This is a genomic window from Citrobacter sp. Cu096, from assembly GCF_030332285.1.
Classification (GTDB): domain Bacteria; phylum Pseudomonadota; class Gammaproteobacteria; order Enterobacterales; family Enterobacteriaceae; genus Citrobacter; species Citrobacter meridianamericanus.
In genome coordinates this window covers 403,234-422,833 of the sequence record NZ_JAOWID010000030.1, presented here as the reverse complement: position 1 = coordinate 422,833, position 19,600 = coordinate 403,234, and the positions used below count along the sequence as shown (strand labels likewise).

Below are 19,600 nucleotides of genomic sequence, written 5' to 3'. Positions count from 1 at the left end.
GAGTATAGAATCTCGCCCGCTTTTGCATACGCAAAGCAGATCACTTACCTGTTGCTGGGTCGCCTGTAGCAGGAATTATTAAAGAGAGATTTAAATGTTTACTATCAACGCTGAAGTACGTAAAGAGCAGGGTAAGGGTGCGAGCCGCCGCCTGCGTGCCGCTAACAAGTTCCCGGCAATCATCTACGGTGGCGCAGAAGCCCCGATTGCTATCGAACTGGATCACGATGCAGTTATGAACATGCAAGCTAAAGCTGAATTCTACAGCGAAGTTCTGACCATCGTTGTTGACGGTAAAGAAGTTAAAGTTAAAGCTCAGGCTGTACAGCGTCATGCGTTCAAGCCGAAGCTGACTCACATCGACTTCGTTCGCGCGTAATCGCCTACAAGTTGAAAAAAACCCCGCCTCGGCGGGGTTTTTTTATGGGGCTTATAGGTTGGCCGGATATGGCTTTACGCCGCCATCCGGCATTAACATTTTACTTCCCACCCGACGTGCGGCGCTGCAGCTGGTCGCGCAGGTTCGGTGGCGTACCTTTGATGGTCAAGGTGTCCGTCGCCGGATCCCAGAAAATACGTTCACCCAGTAACATGGCGTCGAAGTTGATAGTTAACCCACCGCCGCTGCCAGCAAATTTGGTTAACTGACGCAGCGTACTGCGATCCGCAGGGAAGCTCTCTTCCAGCTCGTAACCTTTATCAGCGGTAAATTCGCTGAAGCTAACTTCACTGACACCGGAAAGTTCTTTAGACAGCGACTCCAGCTCGATCTCTTCACCGGCTTGTAACTGCTCGTTGCAGTAGCTGTACACCTGCTGACGCACGTTCTGGCGTTCAGCTTTATCGAGCTGCGCCTCATTGGTAAAGTCATCGACAGCCTGCAGCAGACCACGGTTTTGCGCTTTGGCGTTCAGACCTTCGCTGGCACCGAGGAAATCCATAAAGAAATCGGCGACTTTGCGCCCTACCCGCCCTTTCAGGAACGTCAGATAGCGCGTGGACTCCGGGTTAGTTTCCCACTCGGTTAAATCAATGCGCGCCACGATATCCGCATGATTGATATCCAGATAGTGCGTCGGATTGATATCCAGATTTTCATTGACGCGCATGCTGCTTAAATTGTTCAGCACGGCGACCAACAGATACTCTACCGCCAGATATCGGTAATGGCAGAACAGGACAATGCCGCCGTCGGCAAAAGGATATTTCGCCAGCTCGTCCCGCAAGCGTCCGGTCGCGGCACGACTGAAAGCCAGAAAATCCTCTTCGCCCTGACGCTGTAAACGCAGCGTTTGCGCCAGTTCACTCTCTTCGCTAAACAGGCCATAGGCTTTATTCTTGGCGCTATATACCCGATGCAGCTCAGCCATCATCTCGACAACAGTCGCTGTCGGTTCCAGTAATGAATCGCGCAAGACCAGCTCAAGATTCTGCTCGTCACGTTTGATAAGCTGGTGCAGGGCAATCTGGTTGATATCCAGACTCATGATAAACTCTCCTTTTAGACCGGGCGGTATTCAATCACCTGCCGGGCAGTGACGCAATAGAAGATAAAAAAGCAGAAAAAAAACTGTCTGTACGGTAATATGTTGCCCTTTCATGAACAGACTGATTTCGATTTATGCCACAAATTTCCCGCTATAGTGACGAACACGTTGAACAACTGCTGAATGAGATGCTCAACGTACTGGAAAAACATAAGGCGCCGACCGATCTTTCCCTGATGGTATTGGGAAATATGGTAACTAACCTTATCAATACAAGCATCGCACCGGCCCAGCGCCAGGCGATTGCCAACTCTTTTGCCCGCGCATTGCAGTCTTCGGTAAACGACGACCAAGCGCATTAAGAGCCTGCTCCGGGGAAACGAACAACAGTTTATGGTAACTCATCGTCAGCGCTACCGTGAGAAAGTCTCCCAGATGGTTAGCTGGGGGCACTGGTTTGCCTTGTTCAACATTCTGTTGGCCGTGGTACTCGGTAGCCGTTACCTGTTTGTCGCCGACTGGCCGACAACGCTTGCAGGTCGCATTTATTCCTATGTAAGCCTGGTCGGACATTTTAGTTTTCTGGTCTTTGCCGCCTATCTGTTGATTCTGTTTCCCCTGACGTTTATCGTCATGTCCCAGAGGCTGATGCGATTCTTGTCAGCGATTCTGGCGACGGCTGGCATGACGCTGTTGCTCATCGACAGCGAAGTTTTCACCCGCTTCCATCTGCACCTCAACCCGATCGTCTGGGAACTGGTCATCAACCCTGACCAGAATGAAGCTGCGCGTGACTGGCAACTGATGTTTATCAGTGTGCCAGTGATTCTGTTAATTGAAATGCTCTTTGCGACCTGGAGCTGGCAAAAGCTACGTAGCTTGACGCGTCGCCGCCATTTTGCCAAACCGTTAGCCGCATTTTTCTTCATTTGCTTTATCGCCTCGCACGTGGTGTATATCTGGGCGGATGCCAATTTCTATCGCCCGATTACCATGCAGCGCGCAAACTTGCCGCTCTCCTACCCGATGACGGCGCGTAAGTTCCTGGAAAAACATGGTCTGCTGGATGCGCAAGAGTACCAGCGTCGCCTGATCGAGCAGGGGAATCCGGAAGCAGTATCCGTACAATACCCGCTCAGCGAACTGCGCTATCGTGATATGGGCACCGGCCAGAACGTCCTGCTGATCACCGTCGACGGCCTGAACTATTCACGCTTTGAAAAGCAGATGCCTGCGCTGGCTGAATTCGCCGGGCAGAATATCTCCTTTACGCGTCACATGAGCACTGGCAACACCACGGATAACGGGATTTTTGGCCTGTTCTATGGTGTATCGCCAAGCTACATGGACGGCATTTTATCGACCCGAACGCCTGCGGCGTTGATATCCGCGCTGAACCAGCAGGGTTATCAGTTAGGGCTATTCTCCTCGGACGGCTTTACCAGCCCGCTATATCGCCAGGCGCTGCTGTCAGATTTCTCCATGCCAAGCGTGCAAACGCAATCTGACGAACAAACCGCAAGCCAGTGGATTAACTGGCTGGGACGCTACGCGCAGGAAGATAACCGCTGGTTCTCGTGGGTCTCCTTTAACGGGACGAACCTTGATGACAGCAACCAGAAGAATTTTGCCAAACGCTATGCCAGCGCCGCTCAGGATGTGGATGCCAACATCAACCGCGTTATTAGCGCCCTGCGCGACTCAGGTAAACTGGATAACACGGTGGTGATTATTACCGCAGGTCGGGGCGTACCGCTGACGCAGGAAGAGAACAACTTTGCCTGGTCACGCGGTCATCTGCAGGTTCCTCTGGTTATTCACTGGCCGGGAACGCCTGCCCAGCGCATCAATAGTCTGACCGATCATACAGACCTGATGACAACGCTAATGCAGCGCCTGTTGCACGTCAGTACACCTGCTAACGAATACTCACAGGGGCAGGATCTGTTCAATGCAACCCGCCGCCATTACTGGGTTACTGCCGCCGACGGCAGCACGATGGCCGTTACCACACCGGAGATGACGCTGGTGCTGAATAACAACGGTAATTATCAGACCTATAATTTACGCGGCGAGAAAATAAAAGATCAGAAACCGCAGCTAAGTCTGCTGTTACAGGTTCTGACGGATGAGAAGCGATTTATTGCTAACTGATTAATTATAAATCAGTTAGCGAGACATCCTCTTGCATTCGTAGCGGAAAGCAGTAGTATTAGCAGCCATAGCGTCGGCACGTAGCGCAGCCTGGTAGCGCACCGTCATGGGGTGTCGGGGGTCGGAGGTTCAAATCCTCTCGTGCCGACCAAAAATCCCCAAAAAAACCAACCCTCGGGTTGGTTTTTTTATGTCCATTATTCAGCATTCCCACCCTTTTCTGCACAGGTTTTACTACTTACCCATGCACAAATTGGGGTAAAATTTATCCTCTTATCAGCGCGATGAATCTGGACGATTGATGCGCTGAAAACAATAATGATACTAATAAAAACTCAGGAGAATAGTATGCCTGAAGCAACGCCTTTTCGGGTGCTGATTGTCGACGACCACCCACTGATGCGGCGGGGAATTAGTCAATTATTGCAACTTGATCCCGCCTTTAACGTAGTCGCGGAAGCGGGTGACGGTGCCAGTGCTATCGATCTGGCAAATCGCCTTGACCTTGATGTGATCCTGCTGGATCTCAATATGAAAGGGATGAGTGGGCTGGATACCCTGAATGCGCTGCGTCGGGACGGCATCACCGCGCAAATTATTATTCTAACCGTTTCGGATGCCGCCAGCGATGTGTATGCCTTAATTGATGCCGGCGCGGATGGTTATTTACTTAAAGACAGCGATCCTGAAGTTCTGCTGGAGGCCATTCGCAGCGGCGCCAAAGGCGGTAAAGCCTTTAGTACCCGCGTCAGCGAATATTTGCGTGAGCGCGACCTGTTTGGCGCCCAGGAAGATCCATTCAGCATTCTCACCGAACGCGAACTGGATGTGTTACATGAACTGGCTCAGGGGCTGTCGAACAAACAGATTGCATCAGTGCTGAATATTTCTGAACAGACGGTGAAGGTGCATATTCGCAATCTGCTGCGCAAACTCAACGTGCGTTCTCGTGTCGCTGCCACCATCCTGTTTTTACAAACGCGCGGCATGCAGTAATCAGATATTGCCCGATGGCGCTACGCTTATCGGGCCTACAAGTCACGTGCATTAGTAGGCCGGATAAGACGCTTTGCGTCGCCATCCGGCATCTTCCAATCTTACTTCTCCTGCGGCGTTAGCTGTTCCATCGCCTGCTTAATGCTGCGTTCTATCACCGCCCGACGAGTATCGTTGGCGGGTAATAATTTCAGCATCATCTCCCACGCCGCAACCGCCTCGCCAAAGCGCTGCTGTTCAAAAGCGTTAAACGCGTACATGCTGAGAACCCGCACGTTGGCATGTTCGCCGCGTACCAACTGGCGTAGCAGCTCCCCTCCCCGACGGTTATCGTCAGGATCGGAAGAACGGGTCAGCGCTTCCGCATAGCCCAGCGCAGCATCGCTGTTTTTCGGATCCAGTCGATAAGCATTGGCATAGGCTTCAGTGGCCGTACTGGCGTTACCAAGTACCATGCCAATGCGCCCAAGCATGATCCAACCTTCAACGTTGGCAGGATCGGCTTGTAAGCGAGTGCGCAGCCCCAACGCCAGACGTGTCATATCTTCTTCATTCAGTGGGTCTGCTTTCGGATCCAACGCCCGCTCCAGCAGCGCCGGAGCCTGAGCGGTGGCCTGTTGCCACACCTGAACCTGCTTGTAGTTGCCGGTTTCGTAATAGCTCACTGCGCCAACCCCCAGCGCCACCACGATGCCAGGCACAAACAACCCGAATCCACCGCGCTTGCCATCCGGGATAACGTCGTCAGGAAACGCCTCCTGTTTCACCCGAACGCGTCGGCGGGTACGAGCGAAAATAATCCAGCCTCCCAGACCAATGGCTACCACCGGCATTACCCACAGCAGCACGGTAAGCGGCGTCAATGGCGGATCGTAAGTGACGAAGTTGCCGTAACGCGCCACCATGTAATCAACAATTTCTTTCTGGCTTTTTCCTTCCTGCATCAGTTCGTACACTTTCTGGCGCAGGTCAGTGGCAATCATTGAGTTAGAATCAGCAATGCTGTTGTTCTGACATTTAGGACAACGCAGTTGTTCGGTAAGCTGGCGGAACTGCTGCTCCTGCGCTTCGTCCTTAAACTGCATCACGTCAATAGTCGCCAGAGCGGATCCCGAGATAACCAGCATTAGCAGGCCCAGTAAAACTCTCATTGCGCAGCCTCCTTACTGTACTTATCCCACAACGGTTTGATCTCGCGTTCCCATACCCTGGCGTTTAAATCACCAGCATGGCGGTAGCGAATAATGCCTTTCCCGTCGATCAAAAACGTCTCCGGCGCGCCGTACACACCAAGATCCAGGCCAAGCATCCCATCGCCGTCAAACAGGCTCAGCGCATATGGATTGCCCAGCTCTTTCAGCCAGACAATAGCTTTCTGGCGATCGTCTTTATAGTTCAGACCCACCACCCGCACGCCCTGCGCAGACAGCTGATTCAGATACTGATGCTCTGCGCGACAGGTCGGACACCAGGTCGCCCAGACGTTCAGCAATACCGGTTTACCCTGCGTCAGCACATCGGCCTGATAATGCTGACCCGGATTTTCCAGCGATTCGAGGCGGAATGTTGGAACCGGTTTGCCAATCAGCGCCGATTCCAGATTCGTGGGGTCGTCCCCTTGCGCGTTGCGCGCTAACTGCCACAGCAGCGCCGCAGCAATAATGAGAAAAATAATAAACGGGATTAACAGTGCGTTGCGCTTCATACAGCCTCCGACGCATTTTTTTGCACCGCAGCGCGAGGACGCGTGCGCTGGCGATAGCGTGGATCAAACAGGCAGAACAACCCACCCAGCGCCATCAGCAATCCTCCGGCCCAAATCCAGCGAATAAACGGTTTATAGTACAGACGTACAGCCCAGGCGCCGTTATCCAGCTCTTCGCCCAACGCAGCGTAAAGGTCACGTGTGAATCCGCCGTCAATTGCCGCTTCAGTCATCATCGAACTGGTGCTGTTATAGAAGCGTTTTTCCGCATGCAGCGTGGCTTCCGGTTTACCATCACGAGTGACGCCAATAATGGCAACGCCCCCCCGGTAGTTTGGTCCGGTAATATCTCTCACTTCGCGGAACGTGAACTGATAGTTATGGATACTGACGCTATCACCCGCCTTCATACGCACATCACGTTCAACGCTGTAGTTCTGGCTAAAGGCAATACCGACAATGGTGATCGCTAACCCTACGTGACCCAACACCATGCCCCAATAGCTTGGTGTTAACTTCGTTCCGCGGGAAATACGCAGGAACGCTTCGGCCATCGCCAGTACAAAAATCCAGCACGCCATCGCCAGGCCCACGACGGTCATCGCCGCAATGCGATCCTCAAACAGCCACGGCAGCAGCAGTGACAGGACAAGCGTGGTGACAAACGCGACAAGCAATAGTGTTTTCAGCTTACGCGGTCGGTCACGCCCCCAGCGCACTAATGGTCCAATCCCCAGCAACAGCGCGAACGGCGCCATTAGCCAGGTGAACATTGTGTTGAAGAAAGGCTCGCCAATCGAAATACTGCCCAACCCAAGCTGTTTGTGCACCAGCGGCAGCAATGTGCCCAGTAGCACCACCAGCATGGCGGCAATCAGCAGAACGTTATTCCCCAGCAGCAGCGATTCACGCGACCACAGTGCGTTATTAACCCGCGAGCGAACCTTGTGACCGCGCACGGCAAACAGCAGCAGGGAGCCACCAATCACCAGCACCATGAAGGCCAGAATGAACATACCGCGCGACGGATCGGAGGCGAAGGCATGCACCGACACCAACACGCCAGAGCGCACAAGGAAAGTTCCTAACAGGCAAAGCGAGAAGGCGCAGATTGACAGCAGCAGTGTCCATGCTTTAAAGCTGGCGCGCTGTTCTGTCACCGACAACGAGTGCATCAGCGCCGTTCCCACCAGCCATGGCATAAACGAGGCGTTTTCGACCGGATCCCAGAACCACCAGCCGCCCCAACCCAGCTCGTAATAGGCCCAGGCAGAACCGAGCACAATGCCCAGCGTCAAAAAGACCCACGCCGCCAGCGTCCACGGACGCGAAAAACGGGCGAAGGTGCTGTCCAGTCGTCCACTCATCAACGCGGCAATGGCAAAAGCAAATGCCACGGAGAAACCGACATACCCCATGTACAGCAACGGCGGGTGGAAAATAAGCCCCGGATCCTGCAACAGCGGGTTCAGATCGCGCCCTTCAATAGGAAAGTTAGGCAGCGTGCGGGCAAACGGGTTGGAGGTAAACAGGATAAACAACAGGAAGCCGACGCTGACCATCCCCATCACCGCCAACACGCGGGCGACGATATCCAGCGGCATGCGCTGGCTGAACGCCGCGACGGCGAACGTCCAGCCACTCATCAGCAGCACCCACAGCAGCAGCGAGCCCTCATGCGCGCCCCACGTCGCCGCCACCCGATACCAGACCGGAAGCTGGGTATTGGAGTTGCTTGCGACGTAGGTGACGGTAAAGTCATTAACCACGAAGGCGTTGACCAGAATCAGGAACGCCCCCATCACACAGATAAATAACACCCAGGCAAAGGGCCGCGCGGAAGCCATCATCCGTACATCGCCGCGCGCTACGCCCCAAAGCGGATAGACCGACAGCAGTAATGCAACGCCAAGCGCAAGGCATAACAGCGCGTTGCCAATTTCAGGCATCATGACGTTTTATCCTTATAAACACTTTCCGGACGACGATGGTTTTCCTGCATCGCTTTTTCGACTTCCGGCGGGGTGTAGTTTTCATCATGTTTGGCCAGAACCTCTTTGGCCTGCACATGATTTCCCCCGTCCAGCTCGCCCTGAACGACGACGCCCTGCCCTTCACGGAACAGGTCCGGCAGAATACCTTCATAGGTTACATCCACCACACCTTCGGCGTCATAGATGCTGAAATTCACTTTCAATGACTGCGGATCGCGCTTTACGCTGCCGGGCATAACCATACCGCCCACGCGCAGGCGCTGACCGACTTCAGGCATCTGCTGGGTTTCACGCTTACCGTAGAGTATCTCTCCCGGCGTATAGAACAGATCGATATTGGAACGCAGCGCATAGAGCACCAGCGAAATGGTCAAAGCCAGACCAGCAAGCACCGCACAGGCTATCCATAGCCGATTTTTACGTCGAATATTCACGCCGCCTCCCGTTGCACTTGCGCCGCACGCATACGCGCTTCTCTCGCCCGCTGCTGCGCCACACCGCGTAAGATTGCGCGATGCTGTAATGCAGAATGCAGCACCAGCGCCACCAGAGGAATAAGGGTCATGGCGACAGCCAGCCAGACATACAAGGCGTAACCGCCCATCGCGAAAAAATCACTCCATGATGCAAATGCAGGGGTCATTGGCGGCCTCTTTTTAAGATCAGTTCGCTCACCCAGGGGCGGCGTTTTTCCATCATCAAAATCAGGTTACGCATGCGCATCAGCGCCAGCGTGACAAACAGTAACAGGTAGCCGACGATAGCCAGACGCAGCGGCGCGCGCATTGCCGGATCGATGCTCTGCTGCATGCGGGTTGACCCCTGATGCAGCGTATTCCACCACTCAACCGAGTAGTGAATTATCGGTAAGTTGACCACGCCAATCAGCACCAGAATGCCGGCAGCACGCCCCGCCAGGCGGCGGTCATCAAACGCATGCCACAGCGCAATGGCGCCAACGTAGAGAAACAGCAGTACCAGTTCAGAGGTGAGTCGGGCATCCCAGACCCACCAGGTTCCCCACATCGGTTTGCCCCATGCGGAACCCGTCACCAGCGCAATAAAGGTGAACACTGCACCAATGGGCGCCATCGCAGCCAACGCCAGATTGGCCATTTTCATCTGCCAGACCAGGCCGACAAACGCGGCAACAGCCATTGATGCGTAAATTCCCATCGACCATATTGCCGCCGGAACGTGCAGATAAATAATGCGATAGCTCTGCCCCTGCTGATAATCTGCAGGCGCGAAACCAAAGCCCCAGATCAAGCCTGTAATCAGTACCACCGCGCTGGCAATCGCCAGCCACGGAATAAACCAGCCACAGATCTGATAGAGCCGAGGGGGCATCGCCAATTGATGAAGTGTTTTCCACATAGTTCAGTCACCAGACTCCATAATTAATATCCGTTTTGCCTGAGCGTCTTGCCCGGCCTGCACATCTAATCTGCGCTATTGCACGCTTATCCGTAACGCCGCAGCCGTGGCAAACGGGCTTAGCGTGGCGCTGCCTACCAGCAACGCGCCCAAAATCGCCATGTACCCTTCAACCGGTAAGTGCATGGAAGCCGCATCCATCGCGGCGGTCGCAAAAATCAGTAAGGGGATGGTGAGCGGGAGAACCAGCACGCTCAACAACACACCGCCGCGCTTTAAGCCTACCGTCAACCCCACACCCGGTGCGCCGAGAAAGCCCAGCGTTGGCGTCCCAAGTAATAAGGTCAACGCCATAATTTTCCAGCCGTACATATCCATGCCCAGCAACAGAGCGACTAACGGCGAGAGGATGAGCAACGGCAAACCGGTCACAACCCAGTGCGCCATCACCTTCGCCAGAACTACTGCCGGCAGCGGCAGCGGCAGCAGCATCAGTTGCTCAAGGCTGCCATCCTGTAAGTCATCACGAAACAACCGTTCCAGCGCCAGCAACGACGCCAGCAGTGCCGCAACCCAGATGATGCCCGGCGCAATGCGCGCCAGCAGCTGCGGCTCCGGACCGATGCTCAAAGGGAACAACGTGATAACAATCAGGAAGAACCATAAAGGATTGGCGATTTCCGCACTATGACGAAACGCAACTTGCAGTTCTAAACGGAAGATTCGCCACATCATTGCGTTGTCCTCTCGCTGGTCAGCGCAATACGTCGCACTTTATCGGTTTCGACATTGAGCGGTTGGTGGGTAGTGAGAATAACAATACCCCCCTGCTCCGTATGCTGCGCCATACGCTGAGTCAGTCGCTCAACGCCGTTCACATCAATGGCGGTAAAGGGCTCATCGAGGATCCACAACCGGGCGCGAGTCAGCCACAAACGGGCCAGCGCCACGCGCCGCTGTTGTCCGGCGGAGAGTTGGTTCACCGGAATATCTTCATATCCGGCAAGCCCCGCCTGCGCCAGCGCAGCCAGACACTGTGCGATGTCGCCGTCGTGGTGGAAGAAACGCAGGTTCTCCAACGCCGAAAGCCGGGTTTTTATCCCCGGCTGATGTCCGATCCACAACAATTGTTGGTGGTAGCTATCCCGCACATGATGCAGCGGTTGCTCTTGCCAGCAAACCTCCCCTGCATCGGGACGCGCCAGCCCGGTAAGCAACCGCAGAAGAGTGGTTTTCCCTGCGCCGTTGCTGCCGGTAATTTGTACCCATTCCCCTGCGTTGACGCGAAATGACAACTCACTGAAAAGTATTCTGTCATCCCGCTCGCAAAGTAATTCTCTGGCTTCAAGCATACCTGGTTATCTACATCCTGTTAAAAGCCCGGTTTGACTTCGCGCATATCAGGCAGTTTGTGCGCTATCCCTTTATGGCAGTCAATACAGGTTTGCCCGTCTTTCACGGCCTGGTCGTGCATTTTGGCCGCTACGCCTTTCTGGGCGGTTAAATCCATAAACTCGAAGTTGTGACAGTTTCGACACTCTTGCGAATTGTTATCTTTCATACGCCGCCACTCATTTTGCGCCATCGTTAAACGATGATCTTCAAATTTCTGCGGTGTATCTATTAACCCCAGTGCTTTCGCGTACAGCTCTTTACTGGCCTTGATCTTACGGATCATTTTTGGACCCCACTCGTGTGGGACATGGCAATCAGGGCAAGTCGCTCGCACACCACTACGGTTGTTGTAGTGTACGGTTTCCATGTATTCCTGGTACACCGTATTGCGCATTTCGTGACAGCTAATGCAGAACTCTTCTGTATTGGCCTTTTCCATACCGGTATTAAAGCCGCCCCAGAAAATAATGCCGCCCACAAAGCCGATTAACAACAGCGTGCCGAGCGCCAGACGGCTGGGGCGACGCCACCATTGCCAGACGCGCTTAATCCAGCCTGGTTTACGGTTAGAATTTTCCATAATGACCTCTTATTTCCCGTAACCTTTCGAGGGGGTGAAGGTATTTTCAACAATCGGCGCAGCGTCAGCCTGCGGAACGTGACATTGCAGACAGAAATAACGACGCGGCGCGACTTCAGCCAATACCTTGCCGTCGCTATCCATAAAGTGCGTAGGACTGACGCGCAGCGCACCGGTGGTGCGATAGCTTTCCACACCGTGGCATTGCAGGCAGCGGTTAGTGTTAGTCGTCACCTGATATCCTTCAACGCTGTGCGGAATCATCGGCGGCTGATTCACATAGTTCAGCGGCATACGCACTTGCTCTTTCGGCATGCGAATCGCCCCTTCCTGCGTTCCTGAGACCTCCGGTGACTGGCTCAGATCCACTCCATTTGCAGCCCAAACTGCCCCACTGACTAGCAAGGCCAGCGCGGCCATCCATTGACTCAGCGCTTTAATCAGGTCATGGCTTTTCATGATTTCGCTCCCGAACTCCATCGTGTTGTTATTGTAAAAACATCCTCAGAACAGACATCCACACAGCGACCGCAGGCCATGCAATCGCGACTGGTTACCTGCACCGGACTTTGCTCATCCAGCACCGGCGCACGTAGCACATGCGGTTCCGGGCAAACATGAAAACAATCCATACAGCGGTTACATCTGTTACGTTCTTTTGCTGAGACGGTTAATGCACCTTTACTTCCCACTACGCTATACAGCGCTCCCAGTGGGCAGAGATGCCCGCACCAGCCGTGTTCAACGACCAGTAAATCAAATAAAAACAGCGCGAGGATCAGCAACGCTCCGCTACCGAATCCCATTACCAGGCTGCGTCCCAGCAGAGAAACCGGGTTTATCCACTCCCACAGCAGCGTACCAGTCAGCGCTGAACCGACCAGAATGACCACCAGCAGGACGTACCGTATATGGCGCGGTAGGGTCGCGGACTGATTCAAGTCAAACCTTCTGCGCAGCCAACTGGCTAAATCGGTAACCGGGTTCATTGGGCAAACCCAACTGCAAAACAGTCGCTTACCCGCCAGGGCATACAGCACCGTGATGATGATGGCGCCCGTTAACGCCACCGTCGCCGGCAGATGTCCGCTGGCCAGGCTTTGCAGGGTCATCAGTGGGTCGGTGAACGGAATGGAATCCAGCAACAGGCTGCTACTGTAATTGCCATGCAGGATCCACACGCCAAGCCACGGGCCGCTGAGGAACATCGCCAGGATCAAAAACTGGCTCAGACGACGCAGCACCAGCCAGCGGTGGCTCATCCACCATCCTTTTTTCGCCTGCGCTTCACGCCCGGCATCACGTTTACGATTTGCCATTGTTCCCCTCCAGCCAACCGAAGCGGTAATGGTGTCCTAACTCCCCTTTCGCCAGCGACAGCGGCAACACTTTTATTGCAGGCTGCTCCAGTACGCAGACTTTTTCGCATTTCCCGCAGCCGGTACAGGCATCGCTGTGCACGGTAGGAATAAACCGCGCGTGCTTGCCTGTACGCATGTTGCGGTCCAGCTCAAGGGTGATAGCCTCATCAATTTTCGGGCACTCGCGATAACAAACGTCACAGCGTAACCCCTGATAGTTGAGGCAGTTTTCGTGATCCAGCAGAACTGCCAGCCCCATACGTGAATCGTCTATGGATGCAATTTCCCTGTCCAATGCGCCGCTGGGGCAGACTTTGGCGCACGGAATGTCCTCACACATTTCGCAGGGAATCTCACGAGCGACAAAATACGGCGTACCCGCTGCCAGCCCGGAGGCCAGCGTCGCCAACTTCAACGTGTCATACGGGCAGGCCTGAACGCACTGTCCGCAGCGCACGCAGGCGCTGGCGAACGCCTCCTCGCTCAGTGCGCCGGGCGGGCGCAACCGCACGCCGGTTGCTCGTGCGGTTTGCTGTTGCAACCCCAGAGCCACGCCAACGACGGCCAGCCCACCCGCAGCACGAACCATATCGCGCAGAAAGCGGCGGCGGCCATTTTGGGGTTTAGCTGACCGGGACATAACGCGTTACACCTTCGCCAGTTTCACGGCGCACTTCTTGAAATCCGTCTCTTTGGAGAGCGGATCTGTCGCATCCAGCGTCAGGTTGTTCACCAGCTGTGCGGCATCGAAGAACGGCATGTACACCAGCCCCTGCGGCGGACGGTTACGACCGCGTGTTTCAACTATCGAAATCACTTCGCCACGACGGGAAACCACTTTGACTTTATCGCCACGGCGCAGATCGCGCGCTTTTGCATCCAGCGGGTGGATAAACAGCACGGCTTCCGGGAAAGCGCGGTGCAGTTCAGGCACACGGCGTGTCATGCTGCCGGTATGCCAGTGTTCCAGCACACGTCCGGTAGACAGCCACAGGTCGTATTCTTTATCCGGCGCTTCAGCAGCAGGTTCAAACGGCAGCGCGAAGATGACCGCTTTGCCGTCCGGCTTACCGTAGAACTTGTAGCTTTCGCCCGCTTTTACATAAGGGTCGTTGCCCTCGCTGTAACGCCACTGGGTTTCTTTACCCTCAACGACCGGCCAGCGTAAGCCGCGCGCTTTGTGATAATCGTCAAATGGCGCAAGGTCGTGCCCATGACCGCGACCAAACCAGGCGTACTCTTCGAACAGTCCTTTTTGCAGATAGAAGCCCAGCTCACGGGACTCATCGTTGAGCTGATCGTTAGCCAGTTCAGCCACCGGGAATTTCGTCACTGCAGGCGTGGCAAACAGAACGTCATACAGCGTTTTGCCGCGGAGTTCCGGTTTCTGCGCCAGCAGCTCTTCCGGCCACACCTCTTCTGTTTTGAAGCGACGAGAGAACTGCACCAGTTGCCACAGATCCGATTTCGATTCGCCCGGCGCTTTAATCTGCTGACGCCAGAATTGTGTACGGCGTTCCGCGTTACCGTAGGCGCCTTCTTTTTCTACCCACATTGCGGTCGGCAGGATCAGGTCAGCAGACAGGGCGCTGACCGTCGGATACGGATCGGAGACAATGATGAAGTTGCGCGGATCGCGCCAGCCCGGCATACGTTCTTCGTTGATGTTCGGACCAGCCTGCATGTTGTTGGTACACATCGTCCAGTAGACATTGAGCTTGCCGTCTTTCAGCGCACGGTCTTGCGCCACGGCATGCAGGCCGACTTTCGCCGGAATTGTCCCCGCCGGTATATTCCAGTGCTTCTCGCAGATATCGCGGTGTTTTTCGTTCGTTACCACCATGTCCGCAGGCAAACGGTGAGAGAACGTACCGACTTCACGCGCAGTACCGCAGGCGGAAGGCTGGCCGGTCAACGAGAACGGACCACAGCCTGGCTGGGAGATTTTGCCGGTCAGCAGGTGCAGGTTGTAGACCAGGTTGTTGGCCCACACGCCGCGGGTATGCTGGTTAAAGCCCATCGTCCAGTAGGAGATGACTTTTTTCTTCGGATCGGCATACAACTGGGCTAACTGTTCCAGTTGATCTTTCGGGACGCCGGTCATTTCGGCAGTTTTATCGAGTGTGTACTCGGCAACGAAAGCTTTGTAGTCCTCAAAGCTCATCGGTTCAGAGGCATCGGAACCCGGATTTTTCGCCGCTTTTTCCAGCGGATGGGTAGGACGCAGACCGTAGCCGATATCCGTTACGCCTTTACGCACGTTAACGTGCTTACTAAAGAAATCCTGATTTATCGCATTGTTTTGAATAATGTAGTTCGCGATGTAGTTGAGGATCACCAGATCGGTTTGCGGCGTGAAGACCATACCGTTGTCCGCCAGCTCAAAGCTGCGGTGCTGGAAGGTGGAAAGAACCGCGACGTTAACGTTAGGGTCGGACAAACGACGGTTGGTGATGCGCGACCACAGGATCGGATGCATTTCCGCCATATTCGCGCCCCACAGGACGAAAGCGTCAGCATGCTCGATATCGTCATAGCAGCCCATCGGCTCATCCATACCGAAGGTACGCATAAAGCCGACTACCGCTGACGCCATGCAGTGACGCGCGTTCGGGTCGATGTTATTGGAACGGAAACCCGCTTTGAACAATTTAGCCGCAGCATAACCTTCCCAAATCGTCCACTGACCAGAGCCGAACATACCGATAGACTCCGGGCCTTTCTCTTTCATGGACGTTTTGAATTTCTCTTCCATCACGTCAAAAGCCTGGTCCCAGCTAATCGGGGTGAACTCGCCCTCTTTGTGATACTTCCCGTCCTTCATGCGCAGCATCGGCTGCGTTAAACGGTCTTTTCCGTACATGATTTTCGGCAGGAAGTAACCTTTAATACAATTAAGCCCACGGTTAACCGGCGCATCCGGGTCGCCTTGGCATGCCACAACACGCCCTTGCTGCGTCCCGACCAATACGCCACAGCCCGTCCCGCAAAAACGGCACGGGGCTTTATCCCATTTAATGGCCTCTTGCTGACCGGCTACCGCACGGGCTACGCCCGGCACGCTTAACCCGGCAGCCGCCGCAGCGGCCGCAACGGCGTTAGCTTTCATAAAGCTACGACGACTGAGTTTCATGGTGTTTCCTCACCTTGCTCATCCTGCTGGTGATAAACCAGCGACACCGCCAGTACGCCCGCAACGTTGCGCACTGACTCAATAGTTTTCATTAACGTTTCGCTGTGTTCAGCTTCCACCACCACGATCAGTTGACCGCTTTCCATATCGCTGAGGGCAACTTCGCAACCGGGAAAGGAACGTAACTGTGTGGCGATATCATTGATATGCTGGCTTTTGGCCTGAACGACCAGGCTGCAGACCTGCCAGTTATTGTCCATGGTTGTACTCCGCGTTAATGGCTGATACCGGGCAGATAGCGACACATGCGCCACATCCGTTACAGTCCTGATTGTCGAGCTGCGGCTGATAAATGCCGGACAGCGTGGGACGAAAGGTTATGGCCATGGGTTCACAGCTATCCTGACAGCGATGACATTCAACGGACTGGTGTGCGAGACAGTTTTCCCCGATAGTAAAATTCAGATCCCATGCCCTGGTGTGGCGCGGAAGAAAAAGTGATTCGGGACAGGCTTCTGCGCAGGCATAACAAAAGCTGCACTCGCCGTGTTTGAAATTTACGCTCGGGTAACCACCCTGGCCTCGCTGCAGGATGTCGGTTTCACACGCCTGGATGCAGGCGTCACAACGGAGGCAATGGGCCAGAAAGTGGGAGTCTTCCTTGCTCCATGGCGGACGGATCCCCGCGTTGGCATTTCGCCAACTGCCTGTCAACATACCTCGACGGGATAAATCAACCATGACATTGTCCTTCCATAAGGACGCTCTCCCTCGACGGGTTGAACGACATAAAAAACTGCACTATTTATGAGTAATTATTTTTAGCCGTAAGATATTTCAGGATGTGTTAGAGGAGCATACCCCAATCGGGGTAAATGCTGTTGCCGGATCAAAGGAGTGTTGAGTTGGCGGGAAAAAATGCGCTTTTGCTCACATTTCAATGAGTTATATAAACGCATATATAACGAATTTCGCAAAAAGCTGAAAATCTCAACATTAGGATAACTCTTGGAATATATCGCTATATAGACAGGTAAATACTATTTAATTCACCTTAAATATAAGTAAATACAGATTAATAGATTATGTAAATATGTTAACCTGATCCAGACTCGTTCATAAGACAGAAGAAAGGAAACACTGTGAACAATAAGATGAAGACAATTGTCCCTGCCGTACTTTTCGCCGCATTTGCCAGTACCTCTGCGTGGGCTGCCAGTAACGATACCAGCGCTCAGCCGCTGGAAAAAGTCGCCCCCTATCCTAAAGCGGAAAAGGGTATGAAACGCCAGGTTATCCAACTTACTCCTGAGAAAGATGAATCTACTCTCAAAGTAGAACTACTGATCGGACAAACACTGGAAGTTGACTGCAACCAACACCGCCTGGGCGGAGAACTGGACAGCAAAACGCTGGAAGGTTGGGGATATGACTACTATGTCTTTGACAAAGTTACGTCTCCGATCTCAACCATGATGGCTTGCCCGGACGGTAAGAAAGAGAAGAAATTCATCACCGCGTATCTGGGTGATGACGGTATGCTGCGTTACAACAGCAAGTTGCCGATTGTGGTCTACACCCCGGAAAACGTGGACGTGAAATACCGCATCTGGAAAGCGGAAGATAAAATTCAGGACGCAGTCGCGCGATAAGTGAGAATATGCCGGATGGCGGCGTAGCACCTCATCCGGCATTTTATTTACAGCGCGATATCCGCGACAGCTTTTTGCTCAGGCTGCTGTTGTGCCTGAGGTTTCAGCTGTGGTTTCGGCGCTTCGTCAGCGACCTGCGGCTTATCATACTTCAGCCCCAGAACGTCACTGGTGTACTGCAGCTCTTGTTCCGTAGCCTCAACATTACCGTTCAGCTTCGTGCCATAGGACGGAATAATGGTTTTCAGCTTCGCCTGCCACTCGGGACTGGCCACTTTATCTTTAAACACTTTTTCCATCAGATGCAGCATGATCGGCGCGGCGGTTGACGCCCCCGGAGAAGCCCCCAGCAGCGCAGCAATGGTGCCCTCTTTATCGCTGACCACTTCGGTACCCAGGCGCAGAACGCCGCCCTTCTCCGCATCACTTTTGATAATCTGCACACGCTGGCCTGCCTGCCATAAACGCCAGTCTTCTTTTTTCGCCTGCGGATAGTACTCTTGCAGCGCGGCAAAACGGTCATCGTCGCTGAGCATCACCTGGCTTAGCAGATATTTCACCAGATCGAAGTTATCCAGACCCACGTTAACCATCGGCATAAAGTTCGAAGTAGTAGTCGAGCTAAGCAGATCCCACAAGGAACCGTTTTTCAGGAACTTGGTGGAGAATGTTGCGAATGGCCCAAACAGCACCACACGTTTACCATCGAGGATACGAGTATCGATGTGCGGCACGGACATCGGCGGCGCACCAACGGAGGCCTGACCGTACACTTTCGCCAGATGGCGATTGACCACGTCCGGATTATCCGCAACCAGGAACTGCCCGCCCACCGGGAATCCGGCATAGCCTTTCGCTTCCGGAATGTCGGTTTCCTGCAACAGCTTCAGGGCAGCACCACCGGCACCGATAAAGACAAACTTCGCCTTAATATCGTGTTCCGCTTCGTTATTTTTCAGATCGGCGACCGTCACGGTCCAGCTATTGTCAGCATTACGCTTAAAGCCACGCACCTCAGTGCTTAGCTGCAACGCGAAGTTAGGTTTTTTCTGTAACGAGGCAATCAGCTGGCGCGTGATTTCGCCGTAGTTCACGTCAGTACCAATCTCGGTACGCGTTGCCGCAACTTTTTGTTTTGGATCGCGACCTTCCATGACCAGCGGCGCCCACTCTTTAATCTGCGCGTGATCTTCAGAATAACGCATACCGCGGAATAACGTGCTCTGTTGCAGTGCAGCGTAACGGGCACGCAGGAAGTTGACGTTCTCGTCACCCCAGACAAAACTCATATGCGGAACGGTGGTGATAAATGAGCGAGGTTCATGCATTACGCCATTATTGACCTGATGAGCCCAAAACTGGCGGGAAATCTGGAAGGCTTCGTTAATTTCGACTGCCTTTTCAATGCTGATGCTACCGTCGGCCTTTTTCGGTGTGTAGTTCAACTCCATCAGTGCCGAGTGGCCCGTTCCGGCGTTATTCCAGCCGTTTGAGCTTTCCTGCGCTACCCCGTCCAGTCGCTCAACCATGGTCATTGACCATTGCGGCTCCAGCTCCTGTAAATAGGTTCCCAGCGTGGCGCTCATGATGCCGCCGCCAATCAACAGCACGTCCGTTTCCTGCTCTTCCGCCGCTTTCGCTTTTGCCGCCATTGAGACAACATTCAGTCCTACGGCCATGGTGAAGAGCATGGCAGTCACTTTTTTCATAATGTTAATGCCTTACTTTTAGTATCGCTTTTTGCTTTTTATGCAGGTGAAAATCGA

At 53.9% G+C, this 19,600-nt stretch carries 22 protein-coding genes and 1 tRNA gene; 6 read left to right on the top strand and 17 right to left on the bottom strand.

The annotated features are described in order from the left end of the window. Positions 1–94: 94 nt before the first annotated feature. Positions 95–379 (top strand): 50S ribosomal protein L25, encoded by a 285-nt coding sequence (rplY, locus tag OGX99_RS16345; protein ID WP_006683755.1) that lies wholly within the window; start codon positions 95–97, stop codon positions 377–379. 100 nt (positions 380–479) lie between these two features. Here rplY and yejK read toward each other — a convergent pair whose 3' ends face one another. Beyond that, positions 480–1,487 carry a nucleoid-associated protein YejK gene (gene yejK, locus OGX99_RS16340; RefSeq protein WP_151219867.1) on the bottom strand — a complete coding sequence of 336 codons (1,008 nt, stop codon included), beginning with the start codon at positions 1,485–1,487 and terminating at the stop codon, positions 480–482. Positions 1,488–1,621: 134 nt separating this feature from the next. Here yejK and OGX99_RS16335 point away from each other — a divergent pair, with 134 nt between their 5' ends. The 4 genes from OGX99_RS16335 (at position 1,622) to narP (ending at position 4,637) form a co-directional block, all read left to right on the top strand. Continuing rightward, positions 1,622–1,849, top strand: coding sequence for a YejL family protein (locus OGX99_RS16335; protein WP_003027506.1), 228 nt, complete (start codon positions 1,622–1,624; stop codon positions 1,847–1,849). A 31-nt stretch (positions 1,850–1,880) separates the two neighbouring features. Next, the gene (yejM, locus tag OGX99_RS16330; protein ID WP_151219868.1) at positions 1,881–3,641 is read left to right on the top strand and encodes an LPS biosynthesis-modulating metalloenzyme YejM; all 1,761 of its coding nucleotides are present in this window, start codon (positions 1,881–1,883) and stop codon (positions 3,639–3,641) included. A gap of 74 nt (positions 3,642–3,715) precedes the next feature. After that, a tRNA-Pro gene (locus OGX99_RS16325) sits at positions 3,716–3,792 on the top strand. Between the two features lie 197 nt (positions 3,793–3,989). Beyond that, complete coding sequence (gene narP / locus OGX99_RS16320) at positions 3,990–4,637, top strand: nitrate/nitrite response regulator protein NarP (RefSeq protein ID WP_278237797.1); 648 nt, start codon at positions 3,990–3,992, stop codon at positions 4,635–4,637. Between the two features lie 101 nt (positions 4,638–4,738). On the opposite strand, the gene OGX99_RS16315 is transcribed toward narP, so the two are convergent. From OGX99_RS16315 to napF, 15 genes are all read right to left on the bottom strand, one after another. Beyond that, positions 4,739–5,788 carry a cytochrome c-type biogenesis protein CcmH gene (locus tag OGX99_RS16315; protein ID WP_151219869.1) on the bottom strand — a complete coding sequence of 350 codons (1,050 nt, stop codon included), beginning with the start codon at positions 5,786–5,788 and terminating at the stop codon, positions 4,739–4,741. Next, a complete protein-coding gene (gene dsbE, locus OGX99_RS16310) occupies positions 5,785–6,342 on the bottom strand; it encodes a thiol:disulfide interchange protein DsbE (RefSeq protein WP_151219870.1) in 558 nt (185 codons plus the stop codon). The genes OGX99_RS16315 and dsbE overlap by 4 nt, the downstream gene beginning before the upstream one ends. Further along, positions 6,339–8,294, bottom strand: a complete 1,956-nt coding sequence (locus tag OGX99_RS16305; RefSeq protein ID WP_187253428.1) for a heme lyase CcmF/NrfE family subunit — start codon at positions 8,292–8,294, stop codon at positions 6,339–6,341. The genes dsbE and OGX99_RS16305 overlap by 4 nt, the downstream gene beginning before the upstream one ends. Next, entirely contained in the window at positions 8,291–8,770 is a 480-nt protein-coding gene (gene ccmE / locus OGX99_RS16300; RefSeq protein ID WP_016153767.1) for a cytochrome c maturation protein CcmE, read from the bottom strand. The genes OGX99_RS16305 and ccmE overlap by 4 nt, the downstream gene beginning before the upstream one ends. Continuing rightward, complete coding sequence (gene ccmD, locus OGX99_RS16295) at positions 8,767–8,979, bottom strand: heme exporter protein CcmD (protein ID WP_151219871.1); 213 nt, start codon at positions 8,977–8,979, stop codon at positions 8,767–8,769. The genes ccmE and ccmD overlap by 4 nt, the downstream gene beginning before the upstream one ends. Beyond that, positions 8,976–9,713 carry a heme ABC transporter permease gene (locus OGX99_RS16290; protein ID WP_151224740.1) on the bottom strand — a complete coding sequence of 246 codons (738 nt, stop codon included), beginning with the start codon at positions 9,711–9,713 and terminating at the stop codon, positions 8,976–8,978. The genes ccmD and OGX99_RS16290 overlap by 4 nt, the downstream gene beginning before the upstream one ends. Before the next feature lie 75 nt (positions 9,714–9,788). Next, positions 9,789–10,448 carry a heme exporter protein CcmB gene (gene ccmB, locus OGX99_RS16285; protein WP_151219873.1) on the bottom strand — a complete coding sequence of 220 codons (660 nt, stop codon included), beginning with the start codon at positions 10,446–10,448 and terminating at the stop codon, positions 9,789–9,791. Next, a complete protein-coding gene (gene ccmA / locus OGX99_RS16280) occupies positions 10,445–11,065 on the bottom strand; it encodes a cytochrome c biogenesis heme-transporting ATPase CcmA (RefSeq protein WP_151219874.1) in 621 nt (206 codons plus the stop codon). Before ccmA ends, ccmB begins: the two co-directional genes overlap by 4 nt. A gap of 20 nt (positions 11,066–11,085) precedes the next feature. Then, on the bottom strand, positions 11,086–11,688 hold the full coding sequence (gene napC / locus OGX99_RS16275) for a cytochrome c-type protein NapC (RefSeq protein WP_003027548.1): 603 nt from the start codon (positions 11,686–11,688) through the stop codon (positions 11,086–11,088). A gap of 9 nt (positions 11,689–11,697) precedes the next feature. Then, positions 11,698–12,147: a nitrate reductase cytochrome c-type subunit gene (gene napB, locus OGX99_RS16270; RefSeq protein WP_151219875.1), complete on the bottom strand. Its 450-nt coding sequence runs from the start codon at positions 12,145–12,147 to the stop codon at positions 11,698–11,700. Beyond that, on the bottom strand, positions 12,144–13,007 hold the full coding sequence (gene napH, locus OGX99_RS16265) for a quinol dehydrogenase ferredoxin subunit NapH (RefSeq protein WP_151219876.1): 864 nt from the start codon (positions 13,005–13,007) through the stop codon (positions 12,144–12,146). Before napH ends, napB begins: the two co-directional genes overlap by 4 nt. Then, complete coding sequence (gene napG, locus OGX99_RS16260; protein WP_151219877.1) at positions 12,994–13,689, bottom strand: ferredoxin-type protein NapG; 696 nt, start codon at positions 13,687–13,689, stop codon at positions 12,994–12,996. The genes napH and napG overlap by 14 nt, the downstream gene beginning before the upstream one ends. Before the next feature lie 6 nt (positions 13,690–13,695). Then, a complete protein-coding gene (napA, locus tag OGX99_RS16255; protein ID WP_286544228.1) occupies positions 13,696–16,182 on the bottom strand; it encodes a nitrate reductase catalytic subunit NapA in 2,487 nt (828 codons plus the stop codon). Further along, positions 16,179–16,442: a chaperone NapD gene (gene napD / locus OGX99_RS16250; protein WP_151219879.1), complete on the bottom strand. Its 264-nt coding sequence runs from the start codon at positions 16,440–16,442 to the stop codon at positions 16,179–16,181. Before napD ends, napA begins: the two co-directional genes overlap by 4 nt. Continuing rightward, positions 16,432–16,923, bottom strand: a complete 492-nt coding sequence (napF, locus tag OGX99_RS16245; RefSeq protein ID WP_187253433.1) for a ferredoxin-type protein NapF — start codon at positions 16,921–16,923, stop codon at positions 16,432–16,434. The genes napD and napF overlap by 11 nt, the downstream gene beginning before the upstream one ends. A 413-nt stretch (positions 16,924–17,336) precedes the next feature. Between napF and eco the strand changes: the two genes are divergently transcribed. Then, positions 17,337–17,834 carry a serine protease inhibitor ecotin gene (eco, locus tag OGX99_RS16240; RefSeq protein ID WP_187253580.1) on the top strand — a complete coding sequence of 166 codons (498 nt, stop codon included), beginning with the start codon at positions 17,337–17,339 and terminating at the stop codon, positions 17,832–17,834. Between the two features lie 47 nt (positions 17,835–17,881). On the opposite strand, the gene mqo is transcribed toward eco, so the two are convergent. Then, positions 17,882–19,543: a malate dehydrogenase (quinone) gene (gene mqo, locus OGX99_RS16235; protein WP_151219881.1), complete on the bottom strand. Its 1,662-nt coding sequence runs from the start codon at positions 19,541–19,543 to the stop codon at positions 17,882–17,884. Positions 19,544–19,600 lie beyond the last annotated feature (57 nt).

Excerpts from the sequence above, each read along its gene's own strand:
- napF (WP_187253433.1), bottom strand. The coding sequence starts at position 16,923 with ATGGTTGATTTATCCCGTCGAGGTATGTTGACAGGCAGTTGGCGAAAT.
- OGX99_RS16305 (WP_187253428.1), bottom strand. The coding sequence starts at position 8,294 with ATGATGCCTGAAATTGGCAACGCGCTGTTATGCCTTGCGCTTGGCGTT.
- narP (WP_278237797.1), top strand. The coding sequence starts at position 3,990 with ATGCCTGAAGCAACGCCTTTTCGGGTGCTGATTGTCGACGACCACCCA.
- OGX99_RS16315 (WP_151219869.1), bottom strand. The coding sequence starts at position 5,788 with ATGAGAGTTTTACTGGGCCTGCTAATGCTGGTTATCTCGGGATCCGCT.
- napD (WP_151219879.1), bottom strand. The coding sequence starts at position 16,442 with ATGGACAATAACTGGCAGGTCTGCAGCCTGGTCGTTCAGGCCAAAAGC.
- dsbE (WP_151219870.1), bottom strand. The coding sequence starts at position 6,342 with ATGAAGCGCAACGCACTGTTAATCCCGTTTATTATTTTTCTCATTATT.
- napA (WP_286544228.1), bottom strand. The coding sequence starts at position 16,182 with ATGAAACTCAGTCGTCGTAGCTTTATGAAAGCTAACGCCGTTGCGGCC.
- napB (WP_151219875.1), bottom strand. The coding sequence starts at position 12,147 with ATGAAAAGCCATGACCTGATTAAAGCGCTGAGTCAATGGATGGCCGCG.
- mqo (WP_151219881.1), bottom strand. The coding sequence starts at position 19,543 with ATGAAAAAAGTGACTGCCATGCTCTTCACCATGGCCGTAGGACTGAAT.
- yejK (WP_151219867.1), bottom strand. The coding sequence starts at position 1,487 with ATGAGTCTGGATATCAACCAGATTGCCCTGCACCAGCTTATCAAACGT.
- napH (WP_151219876.1), bottom strand. The coding sequence starts at position 13,007 with ATGGCAAATCGTAAACGTGATGCCGGGCGTGAAGCGCAGGCGAAAAAA.
- napG (WP_151219877.1), bottom strand. The coding sequence starts at position 13,689 with ATGTCCCGGTCAGCTAAACCCCAAAATGGCCGCCGCCGCTTTCTGCGC.
- rplY (WP_006683755.1), top strand. The coding sequence starts at position 95 with ATGTTTACTATCAACGCTGAAGTACGTAAAGAGCAGGGTAAGGGTGCG.
- ccmA (WP_151219874.1), bottom strand. The coding sequence starts at position 11,065 with ATGCTTGAAGCCAGAGAATTACTTTGCGAGCGGGATGACAGAATACTT.
- eco (WP_187253580.1), top strand. The coding sequence starts at position 17,337 with ATGAAGACAATTGTCCCTGCCGTACTTTTCGCCGCATTTGCCAGTACC.
- OGX99_RS16290 (WP_151224740.1), bottom strand. The coding sequence starts at position 9,713 with ATGTGGAAAACACTTCATCAATTGGCGATGCCCCCTCGGCTCTATCAG.
- ccmB (WP_151219873.1), bottom strand. The coding sequence starts at position 10,448 with ATGATGTGGCGAATCTTCCGTTTAGAACTGCAAGTTGCGTTTCGTCAT.
- ccmD (WP_151219871.1), bottom strand. The coding sequence starts at position 8,979 with ATGACCCCTGCATTTGCATCATGGAGTGATTTTTTCGCGATGGGCGGT.
- yejM (WP_151219868.1), top strand. The coding sequence starts at position 1,881 with ATGGTAACTCATCGTCAGCGCTACCGTGAGAAAGTCTCCCAGATGGTT.
- napC (WP_003027548.1), bottom strand. The coding sequence starts at position 11,688 with ATGGAAAATTCTAACCGTAAACCAGGCTGGATTAAGCGCGTCTGGCAA.
- OGX99_RS16335 (WP_003027506.1), top strand. The coding sequence starts at position 1,622 with ATGCCACAAATTTCCCGCTATAGTGACGAACACGTTGAACAACTGCTG.